The 21,974-nt window shown below is 63.7% G+C and carries 21 protein-coding genes; 16 read left to right on the top strand and 5 right to left on the bottom strand.

Annotated elements, in window-relative coordinates:
• The first annotated feature begins 437 nt into the window (after positions 1–437).
• The 11 genes from NMAG_RS08480 to NMAG_RS08430 all read left to right on the top strand — a co-directional run bounded on the left by NMAG_RS08480 (position 438) and on the right by NMAG_RS08430 (position 12,189).
• Positions 438–1,667 carry an argininosuccinate synthase gene (locus tag NMAG_RS08480; RefSeq protein ID WP_004267674.1) on the top strand — a complete coding sequence of 410 codons (1,230 nt, stop codon included), beginning with the start codon at positions 438–440 and terminating at the stop codon, positions 1,665–1,667.
• 2 nt (positions 1,668–1,669) lie between these two features.
• Positions 1,670–3,175: an argininosuccinate lyase gene (argH, locus tag NMAG_RS08475; protein ID WP_004267675.1), complete on the top strand. Its 1,506-nt coding sequence runs from the start codon at positions 1,670–1,672 to the stop codon at positions 3,173–3,175.
• Positions 3,176–3,399: 224 nt separating this feature from the next.
• On the top strand, positions 3,400–3,564 hold the full coding sequence (lysW, locus tag NMAG_RS08470; protein WP_004267676.1) for a lysine biosynthesis protein LysW: 165 nt from the start codon (positions 3,400–3,402) through the stop codon (positions 3,562–3,564).
• A complete protein-coding gene (gene lysX, locus NMAG_RS08465) occupies positions 3,561–4,451 on the top strand; it encodes a lysine biosynthesis protein LysX (protein ID WP_004267677.1) in 891 nt (296 codons plus the stop codon). Before lysW ends, lysX begins: the two co-directional genes overlap by 4 nt.
• Positions 4,451–5,533, top strand: coding sequence for an N-acetyl-gamma-glutamyl-phosphate reductase (gene argC, locus NMAG_RS08460; protein WP_004267678.1), 1,083 nt, complete (start codon positions 4,451–4,453; stop codon positions 5,531–5,533). Before lysX ends, argC begins: the two co-directional genes overlap by 1 nt.
• Entirely contained in the window at positions 5,530–6,459 is a 930-nt protein-coding gene (locus NMAG_RS08455; RefSeq protein WP_004267679.1) for an acetylglutamate/acetylaminoadipate kinase, read from the top strand. The genes argC and NMAG_RS08455 overlap by 4 nt, the downstream gene beginning before the upstream one ends.
• Positions 6,456–7,610: an aspartate aminotransferase family protein gene (locus NMAG_RS08450; protein ID WP_004267680.1), complete on the top strand. Its 1,155-nt coding sequence runs from the start codon at positions 6,456–6,458 to the stop codon at positions 7,608–7,610. Before NMAG_RS08455 ends, NMAG_RS08450 begins: the two co-directional genes overlap by 4 nt.
• The gene (locus NMAG_RS08445; protein ID WP_004267681.1) at positions 7,607–8,758 is read left to right on the top strand and encodes a [LysW]-lysine hydrolase; all 1,152 of its coding nucleotides are present in this window, start codon (positions 7,607–7,609) and stop codon (positions 8,756–8,758) included. Before NMAG_RS08450 ends, NMAG_RS08445 begins: the two co-directional genes overlap by 4 nt.
• A complete protein-coding gene (argF, locus tag NMAG_RS08440; protein ID WP_004267682.1) occupies positions 8,758–9,729 on the top strand; it encodes an ornithine carbamoyltransferase in 972 nt (323 codons plus the stop codon). Before NMAG_RS08445 ends, argF begins: the two co-directional genes overlap by 1 nt.
• A gap of 396 nt (positions 9,730–10,125) precedes the next feature.
• Complete coding sequence (thrC, locus tag NMAG_RS08435) at positions 10,126–11,394, top strand: threonine synthase (protein ID WP_004267683.1); 1,269 nt, start codon at positions 10,126–10,128, stop codon at positions 11,392–11,394.
• 171 nt (positions 11,395–11,565) lie between these two features.
• A complete protein-coding gene (locus NMAG_RS08430; protein ID WP_004267684.1) occupies positions 11,566–12,189 on the top strand; it encodes a hypothetical protein in 624 nt (207 codons plus the stop codon).
• Positions 12,190–12,259: 70 nt separating this feature from the next.
• Here the strand turns inward: NMAG_RS08430 and NMAG_RS08425 are convergent, their stop codons facing one another.
• Entirely contained in the window at positions 12,260–13,009 is a 750-nt protein-coding gene (locus tag NMAG_RS08425; RefSeq protein WP_004267685.1) for a type 1 glutamine amidotransferase, read from the bottom strand.
• A gap of 192 nt (positions 13,010–13,201) precedes the next feature.
• On the opposite strand from NMAG_RS08425, the gene NMAG_RS08420 reads away from it, so the two are divergent.
• Together NMAG_RS08420 and NMAG_RS08415 are read left to right on the top strand one after the other, a co-directional pair.
• Entirely contained in the window at positions 13,202–14,260 is a 1,059-nt protein-coding gene (locus NMAG_RS08420; protein WP_004267686.1) for an A24 family peptidase C-terminal domain-containing protein, read from the top strand.
• A gap of 240 nt (positions 14,261–14,500) precedes the next feature.
• Positions 14,501–15,322 (top strand): hypothetical protein, encoded by an 822-nt coding sequence (locus NMAG_RS08415; protein ID WP_004267687.1) that lies wholly within the window; start codon positions 14,501–14,503, stop codon positions 15,320–15,322.
• Positions 15,323–15,475: 153 nt separating this feature from the next.
• Here the strand turns inward: NMAG_RS08415 and NMAG_RS08410 are convergent, their stop codons facing one another.
• Both NMAG_RS08410 and NMAG_RS08405 read right to left on the bottom strand, forming a co-directional pair.
• The gene (locus NMAG_RS08410; RefSeq protein WP_004267688.1) at positions 15,476–15,799 is read right to left on the bottom strand and encodes a hypothetical protein; all 324 of its coding nucleotides are present in this window, start codon (positions 15,797–15,799) and stop codon (positions 15,476–15,478) included.
• Between the two features lie 139 nt (positions 15,800–15,938).
• A complete protein-coding gene (locus NMAG_RS08405; RefSeq protein WP_004267689.1) occupies positions 15,939–16,358 on the bottom strand; it encodes an HIT family protein in 420 nt (139 codons plus the stop codon).
• A gap of 133 nt (positions 16,359–16,491) precedes the next feature.
• Between NMAG_RS08405 and NMAG_RS22055 the strand changes: the two genes are divergently transcribed.
• Positions 16,492–16,656 (top strand): hypothetical protein, encoded by a 165-nt coding sequence (locus tag NMAG_RS22055; RefSeq protein ID WP_004267690.1) that lies wholly within the window; start codon positions 16,492–16,494, stop codon positions 16,654–16,656.
• A 206-nt stretch (positions 16,657–16,862) separates the two neighbouring features.
• On the opposite strand, the gene NMAG_RS08400 is transcribed toward NMAG_RS22055, so the two are convergent.
• Positions 16,863–17,594, bottom strand: coding sequence for a uracil-DNA glycosylase (locus NMAG_RS08400; protein ID WP_012996568.1), 732 nt, complete (start codon positions 17,592–17,594; stop codon positions 16,863–16,865).
• 125 nt (positions 17,595–17,719) lie between these two features.
• Here NMAG_RS08400 and NMAG_RS08395 point away from each other — a divergent pair, with 125 nt between their 5' ends.
• Positions 17,720–17,947: a hypothetical protein gene (locus tag NMAG_RS08395; protein WP_004215630.1), complete on the top strand. Its 228-nt coding sequence runs from the start codon at positions 17,720–17,722 to the stop codon at positions 17,945–17,947.
• A 70-nt stretch (positions 17,948–18,017) separates the two neighbouring features.
• On the opposite strand, the gene NMAG_RS08390 is transcribed toward NMAG_RS08395, so the two are convergent.
• On the bottom strand, positions 18,018–18,311 hold the full coding sequence (locus NMAG_RS08390) for a hypothetical protein (protein WP_004215631.1): 294 nt from the start codon (positions 18,309–18,311) through the stop codon (positions 18,018–18,020).
• A 222-nt stretch (positions 18,312–18,533) separates the two neighbouring features.
• On the opposite strand from NMAG_RS08390, the gene ileS reads away from it, so the two are divergent.
• Entirely contained in the window at positions 18,534–21,746 is a 3,213-nt protein-coding gene (gene ileS, locus NMAG_RS08385; RefSeq protein WP_004215632.1) for an isoleucine--tRNA ligase, read from the top strand.
• Positions 21,747–21,974 lie beyond the last annotated feature (228 nt).

The raw sequence follows: 21,974 nt of genomic DNA, 5'->3' as shown, positions 1-21,974 counted from the left end.
CTTGTCTGTTTGTTGGCTGTCTAACTGTCTGGCTAGTGGCTGTGTGACAGTCTCGGTGTTCACTGTGTGGCTGCGTGACTGTTTGCTGGTCGGCTACTCGTGCTGTCTCGTTCGATGCTAGCAGTCGCCACTCTGTGCAACACTTGCCCAACACGAGGGTTTAATAGGGCTCAAATTCGTATGATTGTGCAATGACGCAGTCTGCCGGACCCGAACCTGCGTTCGCTTTCTTCGGGACCGGCGGGACTGTCTCGCCGCGACCACGACGACCGCGACCGGGCCTTTGAGCCCATTCTATACCTTATCCCCCCGTCCCGACTGTTTACAAACTCGATAGGAAATTCCTATTTTCCCGGTTAGCGTCCGCTCTACCACTAATTTTCAAAACTTTAGATAGTGAAATTTAAGTACGTCCCTCGGTTTGATTCGGATACGATATGACACGCGTTGCACTCGCGTTCTCGGGCGGACTTGACACGACTGTCTGTGTCCCGCTGCTCGAGGAAGAATACGGATACGATGAAGTCATCGGCGTCACCGTCGACGTCGGTCAACCAGCCTCGGAGTTCGACGAGGCAGAAGAAACCGCCGACGCGCTCAATCTCGACCACTACGTCGTCGACGCCAAAGACGAGTTCGCCGACCTCTGTTTCGATAGTGTTTGCGCGAACGCGACCTACCAGGGTTACCCGCTCGGCACGGCGCTTGCACGCCCAGTAATTGCCGAGGCAATCCTCGAGGTCGCCGAGGAGAACGACTGTACCGGTATCGCCCACGGCTGTACGGGCAAGGGGAACGACCAGCTCCGTTTCGAGGCCGTCTGGCGCGACTCCGATCTGGAAGTCATCGCGCCCGTGCGTGAACTCGGTCTCACGCGCGAGTGGGAACAGGAGTACGCCGCAGAGAAAGGGCTCCCCGTCGAGGGCGGCAGCGGCGGCGACTGGTCCGTCGACACCAACCTCTGGAGTCGCTCCGTCGAGGGCGCCGAACTCGAGGACCCGAGCTACGTTCCGTCCACGGACATCTACAACTGGACGGACGAGCCGTCCGGCGAGACCGAAGAGATCGAGCTCACCTTCGAGCAGGGCTACCCCGTCGCGATCGACGGCGAGGAGTACGAGCCCGTTGCGCTGATCGAGTATCTGAACGAACTCGCCGGCTCCTACGGCGTCGGCCGCACGGACTCGATGGAAGACCGCATGCTCGGCCTCAAAGTGCGTGAAAACTACGAACACCCCGCCGCCACGACGCTGCTCAACGCCCACGAGGCGCTCGAAGGGCTCGTCCTCACCCAGGAGGAACGCGAGTTCAAACAGCTGATCGACCAGAAGTGGTCGAAGAAGGGCTACGAGGGCCTCGTCGACGCACCACTCGTGAGTGCACTCGAGGGCTTCATCGCTGAGACCCAGCAGCGCGTCACCGGTACGGTCACGATCCGCTTCGAGGGCGGCAAGGCCCGTCCGGTCGGTCGCGACAGCAAGTACGCCGCGTACTCGGCCGAACACGCCTCCTTCGATACGGAGACGGTCGGCAAGATCGCCCAGGAGGACGCTACTGGCGTCGCGAAGTACCACGGCTTCCAGCGCCGTCTCGCGAACTCGGTCACGACCGACGAGAGTGAGGACGAGTCGGAGGTCGAACTCGCAACGGACGGAGGCGAGGAGTAGTCATGACTGAGGAGAGTGCTCACGGCGGTGTCGGCGGCACTGATGGCGGCCACGGCGACGGCGACGGCGACGCATCGGGCGTCGTCCGGCGAGACCGCTTCAGCGGCGGCCCTGCCCGGAGCTTCCTCTCCTCGCTTGCGGCCGACGAACGGATCTTCGAGGCCGACCTCGAAATCGATCGCGCGCACGTCCTCATGCTCGCGGCGCAGGAGATCGTCGACGACGAGACGGCAGGCGACATCCTGACCGCGCTCGACGCGATTGAGGTCGAGGGCCACGGCTCGCTCCCCGACGGCGAGGACGTCCACGAGGCCATCGAGACGGCCGTCATCGACCAGGTCGGCGAGGAGGGCGGCAAGATGCACACTGCACGCTCGCGCAACGACGAGGTCGCGACCTGTATTCGCTACCGCCTGCGCGAGGACGTGCTGGACGCCATCGAGACGACGCTCGCACTGCGCGAGTCCCTGATCGATGTCGCGAGCGCACACACGGAGACGGTGATGCCGGGCTACACACACCTTCAGCCCGCCCAGCCGACGACGGTCGCCCACTGGGCGCTCTCCTACGAGGGAGCCATCCGCCGCGACACCGAACGCCTGCTCGACGCCTACGCACGCATCAACCAGTCGCCACTCGGCGGCGCGGCGTTCGCGGGCACCACGTTCGATATCGACCGCGAGTACACAGCCGAACTGCTCGGGTTCGACAGCGTTATCCAGAACTCGATGGACGCCTCCTCGAGTCGAGACTTCCTGCTCGAGACGACCCAGGCACTGTCGACGCACGCGACGACGCTGTCCGGTCTCGCGGAGGACCTCATCATCTTCGCGAACCGCGGCTTCGTCGACCTCGCGGACGACTACTCCTCGACCTCGTCGATCATGCCACAGAAGAAGAATCCCGACACGCTCGAACTCGTCCGCGCGGTCGCGGGCGATGCGGCGGGGAACGTTCAGGGCCTGACGACGATGCTCAAGGGACTCCCCCGCGCGTACAATCGCGATCTGCAGCGCGCGACGACCCACGCCTGGGACGCCGTCGACGCCGTGACCGAGGCCAGCGAAGTCGCCGCGGGCGCGGTCGCGACGGCCGACTGGAACGAGGAGGCGCTCGAAGCAGAGGCCGGCGAGGGATTCTCGACTGCGACTGGGGTTGCGGATCTGCTCGCGGCGAACGGGTTACCGTTCAGGACGGCGCACGAACTAGTCGCGAGCGCGGCGGAACAGGGTGCCGACTACGACGCACTCGATGCCGCCGCCGAGGACGTCCTCGGCGAACCGCTCGAGGCCTACGTCGACCCCGACGCTGTCGCCGACGCACTCGATCCCGCCCAGAGCGTCGCAAGCCGCGACTCCCAGGGCGGGCCGGCACCTACCGCGGTGGCAGACCAACTCGAGTACGCTCGCGATGCAATCGAGTCCGACGAAGCGGTGCAGACGGACCTCGTGGATGAGCTCGACGCGGCGCACGCGGCGCTGCGTGAGGAGGTGAACGACTATGTCTGAGTGGCTAGTGTTCTGGTCGGAGTCGTGGCTGGTGCGATCACTGCGAGTGTCGCGACTGCCGCGACCGCCGTCCCCGTCCGGGGACGACATATAATATCTGTGATACACAGAACGGAATTCATTGGAAAATAGCGTTTTGGTGCCGTTAGCGTAGGGTATAGTAATATAAATTCTCTGTTACATTCGGTGGATTTAAGGGTGTCTGGCTCCCAGGTCGAGATACAATGACAGAATGCGTCGAGTGTGGGGCCGAAGTCTCCCTGCACGACGATCTGGAAGCTGGAGAGATTGTTGACTGTACGACCTGTGGAGCCGAACTGGAAGTCGTCGACACCGAGCCGCCAGTCCTCGAGCGAGCCCCGGAGCTCGAAGAGGACTGGGGTGAGTGACCTTGCAAATAGGAATCCTCTACTCCCGGATCCGCAAGGACGAAAAGCTCCTCCTGACCGAGCTTCGCGAGCGCGGTCACGAGGTCATCAAGATCGACGTCCGCACGCAGACGTTCGACATTAGCGAGGCCGCAGCCGAGTTTGCGGACCTCGATATCGTCGTCGACCGCTGTCTCGCCACGAGCCGCAGCCTGTACGCGACGCAGTTCTTCGACGCGTACGGGATTCCCGTGGTCAACAGCCACGAGACGGCCGACGTCTGTGCGGACAAGGTCAAGAACAGTCTCGCACTCGAGAAGGCTGGCGTGCCCACGCCCAAAACCAAGGTTGCCTTCACGAAGGAGACGGCCATGGAGGCCATCGAGGAGTTCGGCTACCCCTGCGTCCTCAAACCCGTCGTGGGATCGTGGGGCCGCCTGATGGCCAAGATCGATTCGCCCGACGCCGCAGAGGCGATTCTCGAACACAAGGCGACGCTCGGCCACTACGAGCACAAGGTGTTCTACGTCCAGGAGTTCGTCGAGAAACCTGGCCGCGACATTCGCGTGCTCGCGGTCGACGGCGAGCCCGTCGCAGCGATGGTTCGCTCGTCTGACCACTGGATCACGAACGCCGCGAAAGGGGCCGAAACTGATGTCTTCGAACTCGATGACGAGGCGAAAGAGCTGGTACAGAAATCCAGTGATGTGGTCGGCGGCGGGCTGCTCGGCGTGGATCTGATGGAGACGGAAAACGGGTATACCGTCCACGAGGTCAACCACACCGTCGAGTTCAAGGCGCTCAACGACGCCGTCGAAACCGACGTCGCCGGTACTGTCGTCGACTGGCTCGAGGAGAAGGCCAGCGAGGCAGACGCTAGCGGAACCGAACTCGAGGTGACGTTCTGATGGCTGTCGGAACCGACGCCGATGCGAGCACAGACGCGGCCACAGAGACCGTCACCGCGACAGTCATCGGCGGCAGTGGCTTCACCGGCGGCGAACTCCTGCGGTTGCTCGCCGGCCACCCGAACTTCGAAATCGCGGAGGTCACCAGCCGTTCGAAGGCCGGCAAGAGCGTCGGCTCCGTCCACCCGCCACTTCGCGGGACGGACCTGCGCTTTACCGAACCCGAGGATCTGGAGAGCGTCGACGTTCTGTTCGCCGCGACGCCACACGGCGTCTCGATGGGACAGGTGGACGACTTCTTCGACATCGCGGAGACGGTGGTCGACCTCTCGGCGGACTTCCGCCTCGACACTGAAGCGCAGTACGTCGAGTGGTACGACGGCCACGACGCGCCGGAGTACCTGGAGAAGGCAGAGTACGCGCTGCCCGAGATCAACCGCGAGAACCTCGCTGGCGCGGACCTCATCGCGGGCGGCGGCTGTAACGCCACCGCGACTATCCTCGGGCTGTACCCGCTGTTCGAGCACGACATCCTCGACGGTGGAGAACAGGTCGTCGTCGACGTGAAGGTCGGCTCCTCCGAAGGCGGTGCGGGCGGCGGCGAGGCTTCGAGCCACCCCGAGCGCTCGGGCGTCGTCCGCCCCTACGCGCCGACGGGCCACCGCCACGAGGCCGAGATCGAGCAGTTCCTCGGCACCTCGGTGGCGTTTACCTGCCACGCCGTGGACATGGTTCGCGGTGCAAGCGCGACGAGTCACGTCTTCCCCAGTTCGCCAGTCTCGAAGGGCGACCTCTGGAAGGCCTATCGTGGCTGCTACGAGGACGAACCGTTCGTCCGCATGGCGGCGGGCGGCTCCGGTGTGTATCGGTATCCGGAACCCAAGTCCGTCGCCGGCACGAACCTCGCCGAGGTCGGGTTCGAACTCGATCCCTCGAACAAACGCGTCGTCGTCTTCTCGGCGATCGACAACATGATGAAGGGCTCGGCGGGACAGGCGGTCCACGCCGCGAACGTTGCGCTCGGCTTCGAGGAGACGGCCGGACTCGAGTTTACGGGACTGCATCCCGTGGGGGCACCATGACAACCGTCGTCAAGATCGGTGGCGCACGCGCCGTCGATCCCGAAGGCGCACTCGCAGATGTCGCCTCCCTCGTCGAAGACGGAGAGGACGTCGTCCTCACCCACGGTGGCTCGACCGCCGTCGACGAGACACTCGAGGACCTCGGTCAGGACCCAACGTATGTCGAGACGCCCGGCGGTGTCGTCGGTCGCTTTACGGACGAAGACACCATGGACGTCTTCAAGATGGTCATGCCCGGCAAGCTCAACACCGATCTGGTCGAGCGCCTGCACAACGAGGGCGTGAACGCTGTGGGCCTCTCGGGCACTGACGGCAAACTACTCGAAGGCAAGCGCAAGTCGGCCGTCCGCGTCAAGGAGGATGGAAAGAAGAAGATCAAACGTGGCGATCACTCGGGCACGATCGAGTCCGTGAACGCAGACCTACTCGAGACGATCCTCGCGGGCGGCTACACGCCAGTTGTCTCGGTCCCGGTGCTCGGACGCGAAAAAGAGAGCGCGGAACGACGTTCCGCGGATAACTCGAGCGAGCAGGGCTCGCGAGACGGCGGCTATACGGCGGTCAACGCCGACGCCGACCGCGCGGCCGCCGCAATTGCGGGGGCACTCGAGGCCGACCTGGTCGTCCTGACGGACGTCTCGGGCATCTACGAGGACCCCGACGACGAGTCGACGAAGATCGACGCAGCCGCGACGCCCGAAGCGTTCGAGACCGTCAAGACAGCCGCGGAGGGATTCATGACGAAGAAGGTCATGGCAGCCGAGGAGGCCCTGGAAGGCGGCGCGACCTCGGTCACGGTTGCGTCGGCGAACGCGGACGACCCGATCACGAGCGCGCTCGCAGGCGAAGGAACGACACTCGAGCCCGGTGTGCTCGATGACACTGAAACAGCCGATGCGGACACGACAGCGGAGCCAACACAATGAGCGGATTCGTCTTCTCCGAGAAACCGATCAGCATCGCAACCGGCGAGGGCGCGACGCTCACCGCCGAGAACGGCACCGACTATCTGGACTTCGGCGCGAGCTACGCCTGTACGCCAACCGGCCACTGCCATCCGGACGTGGTCGAGGCAGTCCAGAAGCAGGCCGGCGAACTGCTGTACGTGCAGGGTTCCTATCCCGTCCAGGCGCGTGCTGATCTCCACGAGAAACTGGGGGCACTCGCACCCGACGGCATCGAAAACGTCTGGCTCTGTAACTCCGGTACCGAGGCCAACGAGGCCGCGCTGAAGTTCGCCAGGAGCGCCACCGACGGCACGAAGATCGTTGCCGCCAAGCGCGCCTTCCACGGCCGCACCGCCGGCACCCTGTCGGCGACCTGGAAACCCAAGTACAAGAAGCCGTTCGAGCCGTTGCTCGAGGACCAGGTCGAGTTTGTGACGTACGGTGATGCAGGGGAACTCGAGTCCGCCGTCGACGACGACACCGCGGCGGTGATTCTCGAACCGATTCAGGGCGAGGGTGGCATCCATCCCGCACCACAGGACTACCTCGAGACGGCGCGTGAGGCCACCGAGGCGACCGATACTGCACTGATCTTCGACGAAATACAGACCGGAATTGGCCGTACGGGCGAGTTCTGGGCCTGCGAGGGCTCCGGCGTGACGCCCGACATCCTGACGACCGCGAAGGGAATCGCGAGCGGGCTTCCGATGGGCGCGACGCTCTGTGCGGATTGGATCGCAGAGGCGTCTGGCCCACACGGCTCGACGTTCTCTGGCAACCCCCTCGTTTCGGCTGCAGCGAACGCCACGCTCGACGTGGTCGTCGAGGAGGATCTGCCGGGGAACGCCGCCGAAATCGGCGGCTACCTGCAGGACGAACTCGCCGCGCTCGACGTGCCGCTCCGGGACGTTCGCGGCGAGGGCCTGCTGCTCGGCGTCGAGGTGAAACGCGGGGCGAACGGCGTGCTTCGCGACCTCGCACTCGAGCACCAGATTCTCGCGCTGCCGGCCGGTCGTTCGGTCGTTCGCCTGCTGCCGCCGCTCGTGGTCGACGAGGCGGCCGCAGACCAGGTTGTGACGGCGCTCGCGGACGTGCTCGCGCCCGAAGCCGAGGCGCAGGCGGAGTCATGAGTTCGACGATGACGGATACAGATATCGACTCTGACTCTGATGCAGACGCCGATACCGACGCTACGGCCGTCTCGACCGACGATGCCCGCCAACTGCTGATCGACCTCGTCTCGACGCCGTCGCCCTCTGGCGAGGAGCGTGCGGCCGCAGAGTGCCTCGTCGAGTTCTTCGAAACCTACGACCGCGAGGTCTGGCTCGATGCTGCTGGCAACGTGCGTGCACCGGCTGACGACTCGGTATTGCTCACCTCGCACATCGACACTGTGCCCGGTGAGATTCCAGTCGAAGTCGAGCCCGCGGACGAGACCGATGTCGAGGCAGAAGTCGCTGAGGAGACCGGCGAAGACGTGCTCTGGGGCCGCGGCAGCGTCGACGCGACGGGACCGCTGGCCGCCATGGCCGCAGCCGCAGTACACACAGGCGTCTCGTTCGTCGGCGTCGTCGGCGAGGAGACCAACTCCCGCGGCGCACGCCATCTCGTCGCGGACCGCGAGGCCCCCGACGCCGTCGTCAACGGCGAACCGAGTGGAACGACGGGCATCACGCTTGGCTACCGCGGCTTCCTCTCGGGAACCTACGTTGCGACCAGCGAGTCCGGCCACACCTCTCGTCCCGAACCGAACGCGATTCAGCACGCGACGAACTGGTGGACGCGCGTCGAATCGGCGTTCAAGCAAGATGAGTACCAACCCGTCTTCGAGCGCGTCACCACCAAACCCGTCGCCATCGACGGCGGCGTCACCGACGACGGCCTCTCCGTCGAGGCCACCCTCGACGCCCAGCTTCGGGTCCCGCCCGCGCTTGACATCGAGACCGTCCGCGAGACTGCAGAGGCCGAACTCGAGTACGGTACCGTCTCGTGGGCCGAGCCGATTCCGCCGGTGATGGAGAGCCCGCGCACCGAAGTCGCTCGCGCGTTCCGTGCGGCGATCCGCAAGGAGGACGGCGAGCCGCGACTCCTGCGCAAGACCGGGACCAGCGACATGAATCTGTACGCCGGCGCGTGGGAGTGTCCGATGGCGACCTACGGTCCCGGTAACTCCGACCTGGATCACGCGCCCGACGAACGCCTTTCGCTTGCCGAATTCGACCAGTCCGTCGCGGTGCTAAGCCGTGTCGCGACGACGCTTACTGGAGGTGAGGACTGATGGGAGACACAGACGCAAACACAGACGCAGATTCCAAGATATCCGACTCGCAGACGGACGCATCGCAGCCGAGACACTTCCTCGAAATCGATGACCTCTCGCACGAGGAACTGCTTACGGTCCTCGTTCGAGCGGCGGAGTTCAAGCGAGCCCAGCAGGAGGGGACAGCCCACGAGGCACTCTCCGGCCAGACGCTCGGGATGATCTTCCAGAAGCCGAGTACGCGCACGCGTGTCTCCTTCGAGACGGGAATGACGCAACTCGGTGGGCACGCCGTCTTCCTCGGCGAGGACGACATCCAGCTCGGCCGCGGCGAGCCGCTGAAGGACACCTCGCGAACGCTCTCGCGGTACGTCGACGCCGTGATGGCGCGCGTGTTCAGACACGAGAACATCGAGGTGCTCGCGGAGCACTCGTCGGTCCCGATCATCAACGGGCTCACCGACGACGCCCACCCCTGCCAGACGCTCGCGGATCTGCTGACGATTCGCGAGGAGATGGGTGGCTTCGAGAACGTCTCAGTGGCCTGGGTCGGTGACGGCAACAACGTCGGCCAGTCGTTCGTCATCGGCGCTGCGATGACCGACATGGACGTCACCGTCGCAACGCCACCGGGCTACAGCATGGACGACGCAGTTATCGACCGAGCGCGGGAACTCGGCGGCGATCCGACGGTCACGCACGACCCCGTCGAGGCAGTCACGGACGCCGACATCATCTACACCGACGTCTGGATCAGCATGGGCCAGGAGGACGAGCGCGACGTGCGTATGGATGCCTTCGAGGGCTTCCAGGTCTGTTCGGATCTGCTCGCACACGCCCCCGACGCGTCGGTGATGCACTGTCTGCCGGCCCACCGCGGCGAGGAGATCACGGACGAGGCGATCGAGAGCGACCAGTCGATCGTCTTCGACCAGGCTGAAAATCGCCTGCACGCCCAGAAGGCGCTGTTGCACTGGCTACTCGAGTAACGCCCGATTCAGATCTCGACCCAACTCGAGTCAACTGCTGGTTTTCTCGTGATAATACGGTATTTCCGTTCCGGTGACGCTGGCATCGCCGTGAACGATCAGAAATCATTATGTATTGGAACAAAATCACGTTTGACCAGCATGTCATTCAAACTGCTACTCGCAGTGTTCATCATGCTGATCGGTCCCGCGATGCTGATGGGACTCATCCTGATGTAGGGGGATTGCTCACAGATTCGGGCACGACAGCGGTGCAGCGCACGATCGCCACCACCACACGAGTGGCACGGGCGACCATTTTTTGAGACGGTGATCCGCGAGCAGCGCTACTCCGCGGGTATCTGCCGTATCCACGTCCTTTTTGCCGATCGCCCCCTTCCCGTCGGACAGAACATAATGAGTCTCAGTCTCTCTGCCGACCAGCCGGCAGCGCCCGCCGACGCCGAGGACGGTGTCTGGCTCGAGTGCATCGAGTGCGGCGAGACGTTCGCGCCGTTCGCGGACGTCCGCTACACCTGCGACGAGTGCGACGGCCTGCTCGAGGTGCGCTACGACGACCTGCCGACCTTCGAGGACTTCGCGGCCGCCGCGGACCCCGACCAGGGCGTCTGGCGCTACGCCGACGCGCTCCCGCTCCCGTCGGGCGTCTCGATCCAGGAGGGTGCGACGCCGCTGTACGACGTTCCCAGTCTGGAAGCCGATCTAGGACTCGAGGCGCTGCGGATCAAACACGAGGGGATGAACCCGACGGGATCGTTCAAGGACCGCGGCATGACCGTCGGCGTCGCCGTCGCGAGGGAACTCGGCGTCGACCGACTCGCCTGCGCCTCGACGGGCAACACGAGCGCCGCGCTTGCAGCCTACGGCTCCCGCGGCGGGATGGAGACGCTGGTGCTCCTCCCCGCGGGAAAGGTCGCCGCCGGAAAGGTCGCCCAGGCGAGCCTCCACGGCGCACGCATTCTGGAGGTCGACGGCAACTTCGACGCCTGTCTCGACATCGTCCAGGAGTTAGCCGGGCAGGGCGAGGCCTACCTGCTGAACTCGCTGAACCCGTTCCGACTCGAGGGCCAGAAGACCATCGGCCTCGAGATTCTGGAGGGCTTCCTCGCGGACTACGACACGGTTCCGGACCGGATCGTGCTCCCGGTCGGCAACGCCGGCAACACGTCGGCGCTGTACAAGGCCTTCCGCGAACTCGTGCAGGCGGGGGCACTCGAGGAGGACGAGGTTCCGAAACTGGTCGGCGTGCAAGCCGAGGGCGCGGCTCCGATGGTCGAAGCGATCGAGAACGGCGCGGACGAAGTTCGCCGCTGGGACGACGTAGAGACGCGCGCGACGGCGATCCGAATCGGGAACCCGGTCAACGCGCCGAAGGCGTTGCCGGGGATCCGCGAAACTGGTGGCACCGCGATTTCGGTTACCGACGAGGAAATTACCGACGCCCAGCGCGACCTCGCAGGCGAGGGGATCGGCGTCGAGCCGGCCTCTGCAGCCTCCGTCGCGGGCCTCCGAAAGCTTCGCGAGGAGGGGATCGTCACCGAAGACGAACGCGTCGCTTGCCTGACGACGGGCCACCTGCTCAAGGACCCCGACGCGGCGGCCGCTGCGGGTCGCGAGCCAGAGCCGGTGCCGGCCGAGACTGCGGGCGTTCTCGACCACCTCTGAGTGGGGGTTTCGGGGTTCCCGGAACAGTCGGTTACGGCGGTCCACGCGAGTCGCGCCGACTCGAACACTGCCTGCTCGATCAACGGCGCTCGAAATCGAAGGCCGTTAAACCCGTCTGACGCCCGACTGACTGACGCTTTTGTGGGTGTCCGGTGTAGGTGTGTGTCGCCCATGTCCGTCGAGCACAGTTCCGACTCCCAGTCCGACCCCCACGCCGGCTCTCGTGCCCGTGATCGATCAGTGGTCGTTAGTTTTACGTGTAATTCGGAGACCACCGCCGTCGCTGAGGCGGCTACCAATACCGATTCTGCTACTGAGACTCCAACCCACACGGACACCGACACTGGAACCGACGCCACGAGAGCGACTCGCACCGCCTGCACAGACACCCACCCACACCCCAACCCCAACCTCCACCCCCACCCACACCCTTCCGCCCAGGCTTCGTCACCGATCACTGCGAGATTCGCCGGAACAAGCGCGACACGACTAACGCCCGCCCGGATCGAACGCACTCGCCTCCGCGCACAGATCGCTGCACTGCAGACCGAACTCGAGTCGCGCACCGACCAGCAACAGGAACTCATCACGCAGTACGAGCGGCTGCTCGAGGCGCAGCAGGAGGCAGCGGAGGACAGAGATGAGGATGGGTGTGGGGTTGGGACCACGAAACAGCGCACAGCAGGCAGCGGATCAGTGCTCAAACAGCTGGGGACTGGAATCAGGCGTGGACGTACTCGAGTGACTCGCGTTCGTCGCTGGGTCGAAAATTGGTGGCGGCAGCTTCGTCGGTAGTCGCTCACGCCGTCGTCGCCTCTCTCGGCCGTGGCGGACTGCTCCGTGTGGTCTGCCGTGCGGTCTGGAGTTAGTCGGAGTGTCCGACCGGTTCTGAGCTGTCTCCGTCGTCGTTCGTTGCACTCGGTGTCTGCGATTCTTCAGCGGTCAGCTCGCGGACGTACTCGACGAAGTTCTCGAAGACGAGTTTCGCCTCGCAGGCGGCTTCGTAGTTCTCGTCGGTGATCTCCGCGAGGACGGCGTCGCGTCGCTCGTCGTCTAACTCCTTGCGACGGACGAGTTCGCGAGCGGTTTTCTGGTCGTACTCGGGGTGGAACTGGACGCCGAAGACGCGGTCCTTGCGGAAGCCGTGGTTCGAGTAGTGGTTCTCGGCGAGCGGCGTCGCACCGGGCGGGAGTGCCGAGACTTCGTCGGCGTGGCTGGTGAAGGCCGTGAACGACTGGGAGATGCCCTCGAACAGCCGTGAGTTGCCGTGGTGTTCGATTTCGCTGTAGCCCACCTCGTAGGACCCCATATCCTCGACGGTACCGCCGAGCACGTCGGCCAGTAGCTGGTGCCCCCAACAGATACCAAGCGCGGGCAGGTTTCGACTGAGCGCCTCGCTCACCCACTCCTTCGTGGCATCGATCCACTCCTCATCCCAGTACACAGACGATCGCGAGCCCGTGACGACGAGTGCGTCGAACTCGAAGTGCGTCGGAAGCTCGCCTTCCGTAACGTCGAACTCGGCCAGGGAGGCGTCGAGTTCGCGCCGGAAGTTTCGCGTCGTGTTCGCGTCCTCGTGAGCCGCGTTCAGGACGGCAATACGGACGTACGTCATCTACGCCACTAGTGCGGAGGCTGGAGGGAAAGTCCTTCTGCACTGTGTCCGTTTTGCCACGATCGCTGACGCAACACGCTGGCAGCCGCCTACACTTGCGACTCACCCAGTCGTGTCCGCGGCGACCACCGAGCGTAGCTCCCGGAGGCCGAAACCATAACGGTACCGCGCCGTCCACACCCACCATCGACCGTGTCACTCGCGTTCATCTCGGCGACGGGGCCCGATCTCCTTCGGCTCCTCGCCCTCCCCGTCTTCGCCTGGACCGCCGTTCGCGACATCAAAACGAGGCGTGTCTCGAGTACCGTCTGGATTCCGCTCACCGTTCTCGGCGCGATCTTGCTCGTCTGGGACGGCTGGCTCGCCTGGCACGCAGGTGCTGTCGGCTGGTCCCACCAGTTCATCTACGAGTTCGTCGTGCCGGCGACGGTGAGCCTGGGGCTCGTCGTCCCGATCGCGTATCTCTTCTGGTGGTTCGGCGGCTTCGGCGGTGCCGACGCGAAGGCATTGCTCGTGCTCGCCCTGCTGTTCCCGACGCTGCCGTCGTATACGATCGGCTCGTGGTCGTTCCCGCTCGTCGAGACACCGATCGGGACGTTCTCGTTCACGATTCTGACGAACGCCGTCATCGTCGCGCTCGCGATTCCGCTCCTGCTGGCGATCCGAAACGCCGCATCGGGTCGGATTCGGCGAGAGATGTTCCTCGGCTGGCCAATTGCCTGGGAGCGGCTCCCCGAGACGCCCGGCTGGTTGATGGAAGAACCAAACGGCACCACCAGCCGCGGGCTCGACCTCGACGCCCTGCGGATGTACCTCCGCTGGCGAGGGTGCACACTCGAGAAGCTTCGTACGGACCCCGAACACTATCGCGACCCTGCGACGCTTCCCGCGGAGCCGAATCCGCCGACTGACGGTGCTGTGGCGGTCGAGACGGACGGCGGTGTCAGTGCGGCGGCACCTGAGACGGGGGACGGCGACGCTACTGAGCGTTCCCCACCTGAACCGAACGAAGACGTGCCGTCCGGGGCGACTACGGACGACCCCTGGGGAGCCGAGTCCTTCCTCGAGGATATCGAGGGGACGGCCTACGGTACGACGCCTGACCAACTGCGCGCCGGACTCGAGACGATCACCACGAAGGAGACGGTCTGGATCTCACCCGGGACGCCGTTTCTGGTGCCGATCTTCCTCGGCATGCTGCTCGCGGTGCTCTACGGTGATCTGCTGTTCGGCGTGCTCGGCCTCTTCTAATCGCCCGACTGTGGTGAATCGCTATACCTCGTTGGATTTGCCCAGCCCATCGCACGTTCGAGTGATATCGGTTACGCGCCTAACGCGCGGATCGACGGGACGGCACGCACACTGCTTGATTAGCGGTCTCACGCCTTTTTCTCTCATCTTGTTACGTAAACATCCAGTCGCTCGGTGGATCGTGTTTCGACTATCGTTCGGAAGATTGATATGAAGGTCGTCCCTCCGCTCGACTGAGCGATGATTGACCGGCGACGAGCGACCGAGGATGATCTTCGGGAGTTCGCTCCAATACTCGTCGGAAACGCGTTGCCGATCGTGGGAATCGTCTGGTTCGACCTGTTGCATACGCTCGTCTTCGTACTGTACCTGTTCGAGATACTAACGCTGGTCGTCGTCTACTGTGGCTGTGCGCTGTTCGCCCAGCAGGAGATGAAGACCGAGGATCAGGACGTCACCCCTATCGTCGTTGGGTCCGACGATGGCTATCTGAGTAGTCTGCCAACGGTTCCACTCCCCGGACCATTACCGCCGGTCTATCTGCGTAGTCTACGCGTGATCGTGCCGTCGTTGCTGGTCGCCGGCGTTCTCTTCGTCGCAATCGGTGACACACTCGTCGGCGGACACGAGGCACACGACACCTTCCCGGCGTGGCTCTCGGCGTTTCGAGAGCCAGCCGTGTTCGGCACCGCGCTGATGATCGTCGGCTCCCATCTCATCTACGTCTACCGGAACTACTTCCGTCCACGTCGATATACGGACCTGTCTCCCGTAACGGTCCTTGAGTATCCGGTTCGCCTGCTCCTGGTGCTCGTTCCCGGGGTGTGGGCATTGTTCCTGACGTTCGTCATCGTCGGTCTGTTCACGTTGGCGGTGGCGTCGCAGTCGGCTGCGGACCGAATCGGGCTGGCGACGCTCATCGGCGGGTTCTTCCTCCTCTTGACTGTCCTCGAGTGGGCCCAACACCGAGCCGAACGAGCGGCCGATCCCGACGGATTCGCTGCGTGGCTGGTTCCACCGGCGCTTCGCTCGAAGTGGGGCGAGAGAGGTGCTCAAGAGTAACCGTCTGCAGGATGGTCGAGCCAACGACACGACCGTCCCGATGAAGCGGGAAATTTTGGACGTGAACTATCGCCGTTTTCCGCTCCATATCTCCCATTGTGCCGGCTCAACTCGGTACCACATGGCGATTCACCAAAACCAACCGGTCAGGAGTTAGTAGTACACCCGCTCAACCAGCGGCACCAGCGCTGTCCAGAAAACGACGAACGCAGCGCCAACGGCGATGATTCCGAGCCACAGCAGCTCTGCTCCGCCACTCCCGCCGATTGTATCGCCCGCGTCCGCCGCGTCAGCTGCTCCACCCGCTCCAGCTGTCCCAGCTGCACCACTCTCTGCCCCCGGAATCCCACTCGCAAGCGCCACGAACGTCCCCACGAACAACCCGATGCAGATGCAGACGCTGGCTAACTCGAGTACCGCCGGAACTGAGATCGGCAACTCGCTGATGCGAGTCTGAAGCCGGTCGAGGGTGCTCATCTGTGCCGAGAGTTACGCCGGAGTGAGAAAAGAGTCACGGGCGGTGGATGCGACTCGGTGGTCGAGTGTGAGTCGGTGGTTGGAGGGACAGTTCGGCGTCGGTAGTTGCAGTTCGCTGGGCGGGAGCTCTGTCGGTGAGTCAGGCCTCGGACTCGATATCCGCCGCAATCGCGTCGAGTTCGTCGTCGTCGAGATCGGGTACTTCGCCCGCGATAGCGTGGATGGGGCCGCCACCGTCACCCTCGAAGCGCGGGACGATGTGACAGTGGACGTGTGGAACCTCCTGACCGGCTTCCTCGCCGTTGTTGAACGCGACAGTCGTCGCGTCGGCGTCGACGACGTCCTCGACGACGGGGACCAGCCGATGGATTGTGTCGTAGAGATCCGTCGCGACGTCGGCCGGAACGTCGTTCAGCCGCTCGTACTCGTCTTTCGGAATGACGAGCGTGTGTCCCGGTGCCAGCGGATTGGCATCGAGGAAGGCGACCGTGGTCTCGTCTTCGTACACGATTCGGGCGGGAATCTCTCCCTCGACGATCTGGGTAAAGATCGTGCTCATACGCCACTGTGTGTCGGCTCGCGGTAAGAAGGTTACCGCTGGTCGGGACGAGCCGGCGCGTCTCGAGTACCGTGCTGCGGCGCTCTCTCCGGAACAGGTAACTATGGACCGTGCCTACCACTCACGTACTCCAATGAGCGATCGAAACGAGACGCCACTGCAACGACTGTTTCGCGCCGAGCGGCAGTTCCATGCAATGGCACCGGTCAAGGACATCTATAGCAAGATTTTCCTCAGAACCCTGCTCTGGTTCGCGTTCTTCACGTTCGTCTACTACATGGTCACAGGTTCAATCTGACGGATACGATAGTTGACAGTCGACTGTGTGCTATCCTCGACTCGCGGTTTCGATCTCGATCTTGGTTTCGGTCTCAACTCGATCTTGGTCCCGGTCTCGGTCTCGGTCTCGGTCTCGGTCTCAACTCGATCTTGGTCTCGACCTCGGTCTCGGTCTCGGTCTTGACTTCAGTCTCCGTCTCCTGGCCCGCTGTTTCGCTGCTCACTTCATTTGTCGACTCCCGCTCGAGACGGACGCCCACGCTCAACGCACTCGTCTACTGTCTCCCGAATCGCTGTGAGGTACTCCTCCGGCTCGTACCCTAACCGGCCGATCCACACGTCCTGATAGGACGGATGCAGGATCGGCACGAGCCACGTCTCGAGTTGCTCACAGCGAACCGGCTCGAGCACCGTCTCGATGAAGCCGCCCAGCTCTCGCTCCTCGGCTGCCAGCACCGATTTCGTCGCGTGCTTCCCCGTCGCGAGCAACACGGCTGGCTCGAGTGTCTCGACTTCGGTGACGAGGTGGGTCCGACAGTTCGCTCGCTCTGTTGGCGTGGGCTCGCGGTTGTCTGGAAGGTCCTCGGTGCGCGGGGTCTCCGTGCTCGCGGGTTCACCGCTCTCTGTCGAGGAGCGTGACTCCTCGTTCGCGGGGAAGCACTTCACGGCGTTGGTGTAATAGGCGTCGTCACCGTAGCCGATGCGCTCGACCATGCGTCGGATGCGACGACCGGAGTGGCGGGAGGTGTAAGCCTTCCCGGTCCAGTTGCCGCCCTGCCAGTTGTCAGCGTCGGGATTACCGGAGCCGGGTGCTTCGCCGGCGACGAGCACGTCGGCGTCGAGTGGCCCGGTGCCCCACGAGATGCAGGTACGGTGTTCGACGAGTGCTGGACAGCGCTGGCAGTCCGGTTCGATGACGTTCCGGGAGTCGGGGAAGGGAGGGTCGGAAGCGGGCACGATCTGTCTCGAGGTCGGGTCTCGATGGCTATAGGCGGGCCGGATCAGCAGTCTAACTAATTTCGGCCGCGATCTGTTGTTCTCGGGGGAACAAGTTTACCTCTCTTGGCTGTCTACCCAGTGCAATGGCTTCAGAACTGCTTGCGGAGTCGCTGTCGATGCTGTTCTATACCGTTGCTGCCGGCGCGCTCACGGTTGCTGGTGTCACCGCCGAGTACGCGAGTCTTCAGCACTTCGGTTCGGGGGAGACGATGGTTGCACTGTGGCTCGCCGCGATCGGCGGGATCATGCTCTACGCGGGCGTTTACGGACTCGGCTATCAGAAGGTTCTCCGTGGAGTCCGAGGACAGTAACGCACGGTATCGATTGCGCTATAGTAACAACTGCAACTAGTTACACACTGATCGCACAGCAGTCGTGCGATCAGGTGTGCATTGACTTGCAGTGGCTACTATAGTTCGCGTTAGCGAGGACAACTGCGTCGTAAACGAGTTTGACCACCAGTGCGAGCGTCCCGACGAACGCGAGTATCACGCCGACGAGGACGGCAAGTACGGTGAGCAAGTCGTCGAGTCCGCGCACGACACCCGAAAACTCGATCCAGTTCGTTGATCCGACTCCTGTCCAGATCATCCACCAGCCGATTGCTACGACGGCGGCGAGTTTCGCTACTTCTCGGTCGAACAGCAATCCGATCGCATCGCGAGCCGTAAGCATCCCTGCGTACCTGTTTGATCTCTAACCGATAGGCGTGTCGAACCGCCGGCGTTGTTCTCGCGGTCACGCTCACAATGGCGTCATCGTTCCGCGCCGTCACCGGCCTGTGTCTGCACTGTTCTGCACCGTGACCGATTCTGGCTATCTGCTGACCGCCCTGCCATCCATCGGCTGACCTGCAATATCGATTCCTCTTTACCATCCCAGGCAATTACGTGAGGTATGAGCAGGTTTAGCGAGGTCGACGACCAGTACGACCCCGATGCCGTCGAGCAACGGGTGTTCGACTACTGGGACGACGTCGATGCCTACGAGCAAACTGTCGAGCACCGATCGGACGGTGAATCGTTCTTCTTCGTCGACGGCCCGCCGTACACGTCGGGCTCGGCACACATGGGGACCACCTGGAACAAGTCCCTCAAGGACGTCTACATCCGCTTCCACCGGATGCAGGGCTACGACGTCACCGACCGGCCGGGCTACGACATGCACGGGCTCCCGATCGAAACCCGCGTCGAGGGCCAACTCGGCTTCGAGAACAAGAAGGACATCGAGGAGTACGGCGAGGAGAACTTCATCGAGGCCTGCAAGGAGTACGCAGACGAGCAACTCGAGGGCCTCCAGTCTGACTTCCAGGACTTCGGCGTCTGGATGGACTGGGAGAACCCGTATCGGACGGTTAGCCCCGAGTACATGGAGGCAGCCTGGTGGGGCTTCTCGAAGGCTGCAGAGCGCGGCTTAGTCGAGAAAGGCCACCGCTCGATTTCACAGTGTCCGCGCTGTGAGACGGCAATCGCGAACAACGAGGTCGAGTACGAGGACGTCGAGGACCCCTCGATCTACGTGAAGTTCGACCTCGCCGACCGCGAGGGCTCGATCGTCATCTGGACGACGACGCCGTGGACTATCCCGGCGAACACCTTCGTCGCAGTCGACGAGGAGGGCGACTACGTCGGCGTCCGCGCCGAGAAGGACGGCGAGGAGGAACTGCTGTACGTCGCCGAGGCCAAACACGAGGACGTGCTGAAGACGGGCCGCTACGACGACTACGAGGTCGTCGAGGAGGTCGCCGGCGAAGAGATGATCGGCTGGGCGTACGAGCACCCACTCGCCGAGGAAGTGCCAGACACCGTCGACGCAGAGGGAACCCACGAGGTCTACGCTGCCGACTACGTGGACACGGGCGGCGACGGCACCGGTCTCGTCCACTCCGCACCGGGTCACGGTGAGGAGGACTTCGAGCGCGGAACGGAGCTTGGCTTCCCGATCTTCTGTCCCGTCGATGGCGACGGCGTCTACACCGAGGAGGCCGGCAAGTACGAAGGCGAGTTCGTCAAGGACGCAGACCCAGAGATCACGGCCGATCTCGAGGACAACGGCGCGCTGCTCGCCTCCGAGACGGTTTCCCACAGCTACGGTCACTGCTGGCGGTGTGATACGGGCATCATCCAGATCGTTACCGACCAGTGGTTCATCACGATCACGGACGTGAAAGACGAGCTCCTCGAGAACATCGAGGACAGCCAGTGGCACCCAGACTGGGCGCGAGACAACCGCTTCCGCGACTTCGTCGAGGAGGCACCCGACTGGAACGTCTCCCGACAGCGCTACTGGGGTATTCCGCTGCCCGTCTGGACGCCAGAGGACCGTGATGATGATGAAGACATGATCGTCATCGGCGAGCGCGAGGAACTCGTCGACCGCGTCGATCAGGATATCGACGTCGATACGGTCGACCTGCACAAGGACACCGTCGACGACCTCACGATCACCGAGGACGGCACCACCTACACTCGCGTGCCCGACGTGTTCGACGTCTGGCTCGACTCTTCGGTCGCCTCCTGGGGAACCCTGAACTACCCCTCGGACGACAGCCAGTTCGACGACCTCTGGCCCGCAGACTTCATCCTCGAAGCCCACGACCAGACCCGCGGCTGGTTCTGGTCCCAGCTCGGCATGGGCACCGCCGCACTCGGCGACATTCCCTATGAAGAGGTCCTCATGCACGGCCACGCGCTCATGCCCGACGGCCGCGCAATGTCCAAGTCCAAGGACATTCTGGTCGACCCCCACGAGGCCATCGACCGCCACGGCCGGGACGTGATGCGTGCGTTCTTGCTGTCGAACAACCCGCAGGGCGACGACATGCGCTTCTCCTGGGAGGGCATGCAGACGATGGAGAACCACCTCCGGACGCTGTGGAACGTCTTCCGGTTCCCGCTGCCGTACATGCGGCTCGATGAGTTTGATCCGCAGGCGACGACCGTCGAAGACGTGCAAGCGGATCTCGAACTCATCGACGAGTGGGTGCTCGCCCGCCTGCAGTCCACCAAGGACGAGATGACCGCCCACTTCGACGAGCGCCGCCAGGACAAGGCCCTCAACGCGCTCATCGACTTCGTCGTCGAGGACGTCTCACGGTTCTACGTCCAGGCCGTCCGCGAGCGTATGTGGGAAGAAGAGGACAGCGCCTCCAAGGAAGCCGCCTACGCGACCATCTACCGTGTGCTCCGCGAAACCGTCGCGCTGCTCGCTCCCTACGCGCCGTTCATCAGTGAGGAAATCTACGGCACGCTCACCGGCGACGCCGAACACGACACCGTCCATATGTGCGACTGGCCCACCGTCGACGAGACGTTCGTCGACGAGCAACTCGAGGAGGACGTCGCATTCCTTCGCGCCATCGAAGAAGCCGGCGCGAACGCTCGTCAGCAGGCCGGCCGCAAACTGCGCTGGCCCGTCCCACGCGTCGTCGTCGCAGCCGACGACCAGCGCGTCGTCGATGCTGTCGAGCGCCACACCCCACTGCTCGAGGATCGCCTCAACGCCCGCGAGATCGAACTCGTCTCGCCGGACGACCGCTGGGGCGAACTGAACTACAGTGCCGAAGCAGACATGAGCGAACTCGGACCGACGTTCGGCGACCGCGCCGGCCAGGTCATGAACGCGCTCAACGAGGCCCGGATCGACGAGCCGACACTCGAGTCGATCGCAGCGGCTGTGGAGGATGTACTCGAGTCCGGCGAGGAGATCACCGAGGAGATGGTCTCGTTCGTCACCCAGACGCCGGAGGGTGTCGCCGGCACGGCCTTTGGGCTGAACGGCGACGACCGCGGGGTTGCGTACGTCGACGCCTCGCTCACTGACGATATCGAGAGCGAGGGGTACGCCCGCGAGGTTATCCGCCGGGTACAGGAGATGCGCAAGGACCTCGACTTAGATGTCGAGGAGCGAATTGCGCTGGAGCTCGAAATCGAAGACGACCGCGTTGCCTCGCTGGTCGACGAGCGTGCGGATCTGATCCGCGAGGAGGTTCGTGCGGATGAGTTCGGCGGCGACGTTGTCGACGATGGTCACCGCAAGGAGTGGGAGGTTGAAGGCGTGGCGATGGAGATCGCGATCGAGTCGTTGGCAGCGCCGGAAGCGTCTGAATAAGCATCGGTTCGCTGCGCGAAGCGGTATTTTTGGCCTCTTGCTGAGCGAAGCGAAGCAAGGTCAGCGAGAGCTTTGCTCTCGCCAGACAGGTCTTTGCGCGAGTGGTTGCGAACGTAGAGAGCGACCCGAGCGGAAAAAGGTGGATGCCGAGATCGCGATCGAGCCGTTGGCAGCGCCGGAAGCGTCGGACTGACTGCTACTATTCTCTCGGATTTCGCCTCCAAACGA

The sequence above is a fragment of the Natrialba magadii ATCC 43099 genome (assembly GCF_000025625.1).
Lineage (GTDB): Archaea > Halobacteriota > Halobacteria > Halobacteriales > Natrialbaceae > Natrialba > Natrialba magadii.
This window is presented reverse-complemented; position numbering and strand designations above follow the sequence as displayed.